This window comes from Acinetobacter sp. MF4640, assembly GCF_002018895.1.
In the GTDB taxonomy this organism is placed as follows: domain Bacteria; phylum Pseudomonadota; class Gammaproteobacteria; order Pseudomonadales; family Moraxellaceae; genus Acinetobacter; species Acinetobacter johnsonii.
Genome location: NZ_MVOM01000085.1, coordinates 1 through 8,447, shown reverse-complemented (window position 1 = coordinate 8,447; position 8,447 = coordinate 1). Strand labels below are relative to the sequence as shown.

Annotated in this window: 6 protein-coding genes; 3 read left to right on the top strand and 3 right to left on the bottom strand. The window is 40.9% G+C overall.

Annotation, left to right across the window (positions count from 1 at the left end; genetic code table 11):
- Positions 1-250 precede the first annotated feature (250 nt).
- Both MF4640_RS17750 and MF4640_RS17745 read left to right on the top strand, forming a co-directional pair.
- The gene (locus MF4640_RS17750; RefSeq protein WP_004984799.1) at positions 251-1,777 is read left to right on the top strand and encodes a TerC family protein; all 1,527 of its coding nucleotides are present in this window, start codon (positions 251-253) and stop codon (positions 1,775-1,777) included.
- 224 nt (positions 1,778-2,001) lie between these two features.
- Positions 2,002-2,733, top strand: coding sequence for a hypothetical protein (locus tag MF4640_RS17745; protein ID WP_078390409.1), 732 nt, complete (start codon positions 2,002-2,004; stop codon positions 2,731-2,733).
- Between the two features lie 24 nt (positions 2,734-2,757).
- Here MF4640_RS17745 and thiM read toward each other — a convergent pair whose 3' ends face one another.
- The 3 genes from thiM to MF4640_RS17730 form a co-directional block, all read right to left on the bottom strand.
- On the bottom strand, positions 2,758-3,633 hold the full coding sequence (gene thiM / locus MF4640_RS17740) for a hydroxyethylthiazole kinase (RefSeq protein WP_078390408.1): 876 nt from the start codon (positions 3,631-3,633) through the stop codon (positions 2,758-2,760).
- 11 nt (positions 3,634-3,644) lie between these two features.
- Positions 3,645-4,808: a hypothetical protein gene (locus tag MF4640_RS17735; RefSeq protein WP_078390407.1), complete on the bottom strand. Its 1,164-nt coding sequence runs from the start codon at positions 4,806-4,808 to the stop codon at positions 3,645-3,647.
- 186 nt (positions 4,809-4,994) lie between these two features.
- Positions 4,995-5,252, bottom strand: a complete 258-nt coding sequence (locus tag MF4640_RS17730; protein WP_004696895.1) for a hypothetical protein — start codon at positions 5,250-5,252, stop codon at positions 4,995-4,997.
- 424 nt (positions 5,253-5,676) lie between these two features.
- Here MF4640_RS17730 and pepN point away from each other — a divergent pair, with 424 nt between their 5' ends.
- Complete coding sequence (pepN, locus tag MF4640_RS17725) at positions 5,677-8,286, top strand: aminopeptidase N (RefSeq protein WP_078390406.1); 2,610 nt, start codon at positions 5,677-5,679, stop codon at positions 8,284-8,286.
- Positions 8,287-8,447 lie beyond the last annotated feature (161 nt).

The window sequence follows — 8,447 nt, the reverse complement described above, 5'->3', positions numbered from 1 at the left end:
TCTTTATAGAATGCGACAATTGGCATTAAGTGACAAAATTTCGAACAGAGATTTCGATATTTTTATGTATTTTTTGCATAATAAGTGGTCGAATATTAAAATTTTGTTAAAAACTATAAAAAAATTATTACAAGCCAAACATCTCAGGCATAATTATTTCATCTTTAGTTGAACAGGTCACAAATATGGATCCGTCGCCGTGCAGGTCTATGCTTTTAAAACAGAAACATAATTCTGGGGTAATAAAATAATGGAATTTTTATTAGATCCGGGAATATGGGTAAGTTTACTTACACTGATTATATTAGAAATAGTTTTAGGTATTGATAACCTAGTCTTTATTGCCATTTTGGCCGAAAAACTTCCTCCTGAGCAACGTGATAAAGCGCGTGTCATTGGTCTTTCGCTTGCACTTTTAATGCGTTTGGGCTTGCTGTTTATCATCACTTGGTTAGTCACGTTGACTCGACCGCTGATTACGGTATTGGATTGGACATTCTCTGGGCGAGATCTGATTCTTTTATTTGGTGGATTATTCTTAGTTTATAAAGCCGTTACCGAATTGCATGAAAAAATTGAAGGTAAGCCCGAAGTTAAGCTGACCACCAATGTAGTCTATGCAGGTTTCACCGCAGTTGTGGCACAGATTGTGATCCTTGACGCGGTGTTCTCACTGGATTCGGTGATTACCGCGATTGGTATGGTCGACAACATTAATGTGATGATGGTGGCTATGGTCGTTGCCATGGTGGTCATGCTGTTGGCGTCGAAACCATTAATGACTTTTGTAAACCGTCATCCGACTGTGGTCATCTTGTGTTTAAGCTTCTTACTGTTGATTGGTATCAGCCTGATTGCGGAAGGTTTCGGCTTCCACATTCCTAAGGGTTATATCTATTCAGGTATCGGCGTTGCCATTGCGATTGAAGCCTTTAACCAATTTGGTGAGCGCAATGCGGCAAAACATGAAGCGAAAATTCCACTGCGTCATCGTACTGCGGATTCTATTTTGAAACTCATGGGTGGCAAGCTCCAAGCTGAAGATCCTGATCAGCTTCAAGCGCAAGAAACTTTTGCGGATGAAGAGCGTTATATGATTGGCGGTGTACTGACATTGGCTGAACGTTCGGTCGCGTCGATCATGACACCGCGTAGTCAAATTTCGTGGGTCAATCTTGATGATTCACCTGAGAAAATTCGTGAACAGGTACTGTCTGTGCCGCACAGTTTATTTCCTGTGTGCCGCGGTAGCTTGGATAAAGTGATCAGTATTGCGCGCGCCAAAGAATTGCTCGATGTCTTAGATGATGAAGAGCAATTGAAAGATTTGATCAAACGTCATCGTCCAATTTACATTTTTGAAAAAATGAAAGTCATTGATGCGATTAATACGTTAAGAACGTCTAAAGGTTCATTGGTTTTGGTGAGCGATGAGTTTGGTAATGTGCAGGGCCTTGTTTCACCGCTTGACGTATTTGAAGCGATTGCTGGTGAATTTCCCGATGCCGATGAGCAACTTGATTTGGTGAAGATAGATGATCAGACGTGGAAGGCGACAGGCATGCTGGATTTATACCAGCTTGAACTGGAACTTGGCATGATCGATTTGGTTGAAGAAGATGCAGGCTATATCAGTGTTGCTGGTTTAATCCTAGATAAAACTCATGGTGATGTACACGTTGGAACTCAACTGGACTACCGTGGTGTTCACTTTGAAGTGCTTGAGTTGGATTCAAATCGAATTAAGACCGTAAATATTACTTATCGTACTGCTTAATCATTACAAAACTAGATTGTGAGAAAAATGTCAGCTTCGTGCTGGCATTTTTCTGCTTATAAAATAAGCGCTATGCACTTAAATAAAAAGCAGTTACTCTAAGCCCGCAATTGGGCTGTCGTGTTTTGGTGAAGACATTTTTTTTCTATACCTATGGTTGTCAAAGCATTGCATTTAGACCATAGCAGTAAAACAAGTGATCAAAATAAGAATGGAAAGACTTCATGCAACTTATGGAAAAGGTCGTTGATTTTAAAAAGCTTTCAGTAGAGAAAAAACAAGTTCTATTTGAAGAGCTTGAAACTTTTGATCGACAAATTTTCCCAAATGCAATCCCAGCAGAACTGTATCAATTGTTGTATAACCCTGATGTAGTGGCATTACCAATTATTCGTTTTTATCATCGCGGAAAAATAGTTGGGCAAAATATTATTGCCATCTTGAAGCTTAAGACAGCGCATCAACCTTTATATATTCTTAGCTCGCGTGCAGCTTTTTTACCTGACTACCGAAATCAAAACAGAACGCTTTTATCTGCAATTCGAGTGACCTTGGGTTATCGTTTAAAATATCCCACGCGTCAGTTATGGTTTGTTTCGAGTTTGATGCAGCCAAAAGTATATCGGCTGTTTGCTTCACGTTCAAAACGTTTTTATCCACGTGCAGAAGTGCCAATGCCTGAGGATTATTTACAGGTTCTTGATCTCATACAAAACCGTCATGTGAATGTGCAACAACGCAGTGATGATGTGTTTGTGCATCCTTGTGTACTGCCACAGACCACGCCTGAACAATTGATACGGCTTCGAAATCGGGCCAGCCGTCATATCAACTTTTATATGCAACATACGCCTGATTATTTTATTGGTATGGGCTTGATGTGTATCTGTAAATTAGATCTGTTGACTCTGCTGGAAGCGGCGATGAACGTGCTTTTAGGGCGAGAAGTTGCTTAAGCAGAAACTCTCGCCATACTTTATTTAGGCTGAGGTGCGGATAAGCTGTATATCCGCATATTCATAAATGGTTTCAGCTTTCATTTGATGAATGTGATCCATAAACGCTACATTAAAACTTCCTGTGCTTTGGCTTTGGGTATAAGCAAGTTGCCCCGCAATGGCAAAGTGGACATGCGCAGACAGCGCTGCAATGACAGGATTGGTGACTGCGCTATAGGCTGCAATTAATGCACCAAGGGCACAACCTGTAGCAGTAATTTTGGGTTGTAAATGCGAACCACCATTGACTTGGATTACAGCATCAAGTTGTTTTGAGAGAATGTAGTCAAACTCGCCAGAAATGGCAATGACTTCAGCCTGTGCTAAAAGTGTTTTTACTTGATGGTAGACATCGGCACTGCTTGCCGTACTGTCAACGCCTTTGGTTTCGATCTGCTTCCCTGCAAGTGTGCTGATTTCCGATGCATTGCCACGAATAACGGTAGGTTGAAAAGCTAAAAGCTGATCTACCATTTCAGAGCGCCATTTTAAAAATGGCCCATATCCTACAGGGTCTAATACCCAAGGTATGTTTTGCTGCTGTGCGGTTTGTGCCGAGATTTGCATGGCTTGCATCTGTTCAGAGGTTGGCGTACCTAGGTTAATACTGAGCGCCGCACTAATACGAGTGAAACTTTCCGCCTCAAAGGGATTATCAATCATGGCAGGTGAGGCGCCCGCAGCCAATAAAACATTGGCTGCATAGTTGGCAGCCACACTGTTGGTGATACATTGTACCAAAGGTTGTTGCGTTTGCAGGGCAGTCCAAGCTTCAGCAACATATGCCACCAAGACATCGGTTTGGTCTTGAATCGATTGTTTTGTGTTAAGCAAGGACAGGTCTAAAAGCTGGGTCATAGTGGGTGCCCTTATTTGGTGAAATAGTGGTCTTGATGCTTACATTTGCGACAAAATAAAGTCACATATTGGTCGGCATCATAATCTACGGTGAGCTCATTTGAACCGCAGTACATACAGCGTTTTTGTGAGTAGAAACTCAAACGTGGTTCAATTTTTTGCCATGAACGAGAGACAGGCTGAAAGAAAATGGCTTCGTCATAGCCTAAAAATCGGAAAAATAAGACTTCGCTCATTTTGCTGAATGGTAGGTTATGCGGTCGAGGCAGCGTTGAAGTTTCCCATTTTTCAGCCACACTGCGTTCACGGTATTGTTGTAAGGTTTTTTTCAACAAGTTGGTATTGATGAAGTTTTCATTTCTGGGTTGTAAGGCTTTACGTTCATATAAATACTCCAATGCAGTTTGGATTAAATAATAAATTTGTCCGACCGCGAGTACATCGAGTAAACGATAACAAAACACTTGGAAGCTGTTATTTCCTGCAATTTGAATGCCCCAAGTGCGGCAGTAAAACTGCATAAATTGGATAATTTCCTGATAGAGCAATTGGTACAAGGCATTTTTGACTTCATCCGCAGTCTTAAAAGGCACACCAAGGCTAAGATTTTCATAAAACCAGTAGCGTAACTGCTGCGTAACACTAAATAGGCTGGGTTCAGAATAGCCGTCCAAACGCACATTAATATAATACTGGTGGGCTTCACTGGCAAAATCTTTGGCAACGAGGATCTGTTCTTTTACCAGTTGTTTGACGAGACTATTTTGAAATAGATAATTGGGGGTGATACTAAAATATTTGATCTGTTCCCAATCAATAAACTCTTGATGTTGTGTATGTTCTTGTGCGTAGTCATCTAACAGGGCCAATAAAAATAATTTATGCATAAAACTGAGTTGACCCAGTTCAAACTCATAAATGTCCTTGGTTTTGGTTTTGGTTTTACGCTGTTCTTGCTGACGAGTTTCTTTCAATATTTTTTTGCGCTGTGCTAAGCAACTGTCGCAGTGGCAATTTAGATTTGAATTGCTAAAAACACGATGTTGGCAGTGGCTACATTCATGAAAGTTAATTTCTTTGTCGTATTGTTCAGCATCCACCCAAAACATGGCCGCCTGACAAAGTGGACAAGGCGTGCTTTCATCAAGTTGTTTGTGCAAAATTTGAAGCGACATAAGATGAATTTGAGACTCAGGATTTTCTCAAATTATACACGCTAAAATTTCAGAAAGGCGTTGTAAATTGCAGTGTAATTGAACAAGCAGAGGTGCTTTGTAAACGCTAGACGGGTGAAGCAACGCAGTGGCGAATATAGGGCAAAAAAAATACGGCATGCACCGTATTTTTTGTAGAAGTAGAATTTAAACGGGGCAAGGTAGAGAGTCATCTTCCATACCTAATTTTTTAGCTTCAATCATGGCTTGAACTTTTTTGCTCGGCAACTTTTTACTCCCTAGTGTGTCGTAGTGATTTAAAATGCTACTGACATCGTGTGCTTGTAAAGGCATTCCTTCACAGCTCATGAACAGGGCAATGACTTTATGATCAATTTTTGCAGCATGCATTGCTTGCAGCATTTTTATATTTTCGACGCGGACGATATGGTCTTTTAAGTACATCTCACACCTCTATTTGTTTTGCTTAGGTTTTATCATGCGCTATGCATATCTAGATACAAGCAAAAACTGTGCACAAAATGTAGCCGATTTGAAAATTAAGTTAGATATTTGAAAAGAGCTGGCTTTATATCTTATCGATGTCTTTAAGTTTCTCAGCGTTTGAATGGTAGAGAGCTAATGGCACTGTGCAAGTCTAAAGGCTGGTGCAAATATTGCTAGACAAGCACGGCACGATGTGAGGAGTTGTTTGTTTATTATTCACTTGGTGCAGTCATATGCGCGGGATAAGAACAATAGAATTGAAAAGCCTGTTCAACGTGCCCATATAAATATCATTCAACATACACAGACAGTACGGCAAACTTGTCGTATGATCAAAACATACACAATATAAAGCTGTAGACCAATAGCATTAGGACATGACATGAATATTGCGGCAAATCCAATTATTGAAGCAGATCAAACCGTCTATTTAAAAGACTATCAAAAACCATCTTTTTTAGTAGATAGCATTCACCTCGATATTCAAGTCTATGATGAGCATAGCAAAGTTGATGCTGTACTGGAGCTGACGCGCCAAACTGAGGGTGATTTGGTTTTACTCGGTCGTGATTTAGAGCTGAAAAGTTTAGTGCTGAATGGTCAGCAACTTAGCCAAGAGCAATATGTGCTTGATGCAGAGCAGTTGGTGATTCGTAATGCACCAAATCAGATCAAGCTTGAGACATCGGTGATCATTCATCCTGAGTCAAATACACAACTTGAAGGCTTATACCAAGCGGCATCAGATTTGTTTGTTACCCAAAATGAGCCTGAAGGTTTCCGTAAAATTACCTTTTACCCAGACCGTCCTGATGTCCTTTCAGTTTTCACCACCCGTGTAGAAGCTGACAAAAAATATCCAGTGCTCCTTGCTAATGGTAACTTGATTGAAGCGGGTGAGGCTGGCGAAGGCCGTCACTATACCATTTGGCAAGATCCAACCAAAAAACCAGCGTATTTGTTTGCTTGTGTGATTGGTGATTTGGCTGTTCTAAAAGATCATTATGTGACCTCTGAAGGCCGTGATGTGGCTTTGGAAATTTATGCTGAAGAAAAAGATATTCCGAAATGTCATATTGCAATGGAAGCCTTAAAGCATTCAATGCGTTGGGATGAGGAACACTATGGTCGTCCCTATGATTTAGACAACTATATGATTGTGGCGACCAATGCTTTCAACATGGGTGCGATGGAAAATAAAGGTCTTAACATTTTTAACACATCATGTGTTTTGGCGGATGAAGAATACACGACAGATGCCGCGATTATGCGTGTACAGTCGGTAATTGCCCACGAATACTTCCATAACTGGACAGGTAACCGCATTACTTGCCGTGATTGGTTCCAATTGTGTTTAAAAGAAGGCTTAACGGTTTTCCGTGATCAATCTTTCTCAGAAGATTTGCAGTCTGCTGCGGTTCAACGTATTGACGACGTTGCGGTACTCAAAGCGCATCAGTTCCCAGAAGATTCAGGCCCATTGTCTCATCCACCGCGTCCAGACCATTTTGTGGAAATCAATAACTTTTATACTGCAACGGTCTACGAAAAAGGTGCAGAAATTAACCGCATGATGGCAACCTTATTAGGCAAAGAAAAATTCCGTAAAGGAACTGATGAATACTTTGAACGCCATGATGGTCAGGCCGTGACAGTTGAAGACTGGGTAGCCGCTTTAACCGCAGGTTCAGGCGTAGATTTATCCAATTTCTTAACATGGTATAACCAACCGGGTACACCAAAGTTAGAAGCGGAAGGTCATTATGATGTTGCTGCACAAACTTATACCTTAAACTTTAAGCAAAGTTTAAAAGCACATCCTAAGTATCCGAATCTAAAAGCTGTGCCAATCCCTGTCGCTTTAGCGCTGTTCGATGCTGCAACAGGTGAGCAATTGCTTTTAAACTCAGACAGTTTATTTGAAAATGCAGTCAAAGACGGTGTGTATCTTTTCGATCAAGATCAAGCCAGCATTGTGTTTAGCGGTTTAAGCACGAAACCTGTCGTGTCATTACTGCGTAATTTTTCTGCGCCCGTCAACTTAGAATTTAACTATACCGATGAAGAGTTGGCGTTCCTGATTCAATACGAAACCAATGGTTTTAACCAATGGCAAGCAACGCAAACACTGCTTGAGCGTATTTTACTCAATGGTCATGATGCGCATATTTATATTCAAGCCATTAAAAACACGCTACCAGATCTTGTTGAACAAGATCCACTCTTGGCATCACGTTTATTTGATGTGCCAAGTGAAGGTTATTTAGGTAGTCGCATCGACACTGACTACGAACCAGCGAAGATTCAAGAACAACGTAATGCTTTGATTGAAAAATTAGCACGTGAGTTAGGTGAGTTCTGTAAAGACACTTATTTAGCTTTAGACCCAGATTTGCAAAAAGAGTTCTCACAAGCCATGGGTGTCCGTGCGCTGAAAAACATCATGCTTAGTATGATGGCACGTCAAGGCGATGAAAGTGCTTTTGAGCTGGCATATCAGCAATACGAAGCTACAGGCAATATGTCTGAGCGTTTAGGTGCACTACGTGTCTTGGTGTGGAACGATGCACCGCAAGTAGAAGCGGCTTTACATGATTTTTATCAACGTTTTAAAGATGAGGCTTTGTCACTAGATCAGTGGTTCACACTTCAAGCGGCACATCCTTGTGCGACAGAAGAAACCATTCAATACCTCACTTCTCATGTCGATTATGATTTGGGCGTGCCGAACCGTATTCGTTCAGTGAGTGGTGGCTTAAATGCAAACCCAGTGAACACATGGAGTTTTGGTGTGGATCATTTCATTGGACTGGCAAAATATTTAGATGAGAAAAACCCAATAGTTGGTTCTCGTTTACTTCAGGTTTTGTCACGTTGGTACACATTGGCAGAGCCACAGCGTAGCGAAGTAAAAGCAAAGCTTGAGGCTTTAAAACCACAAGTGAAATCTAAAAATGTCAGTGAAACTTTAAGCAGTATGTTAAGTATTTAACTGATCTACGCATAAAAAAAGCCAGTCTAATGACTAATGCCAGTCAGTTAAGAAATTGACTGGCATTTTCTTGGGTACTTTTGAGGCTTTATTTTGACGACTCTAGGGCATTGCCTTGATCTTCTTTCAGGCAAAACAAACATTTTAGACTGTTCCAGCAA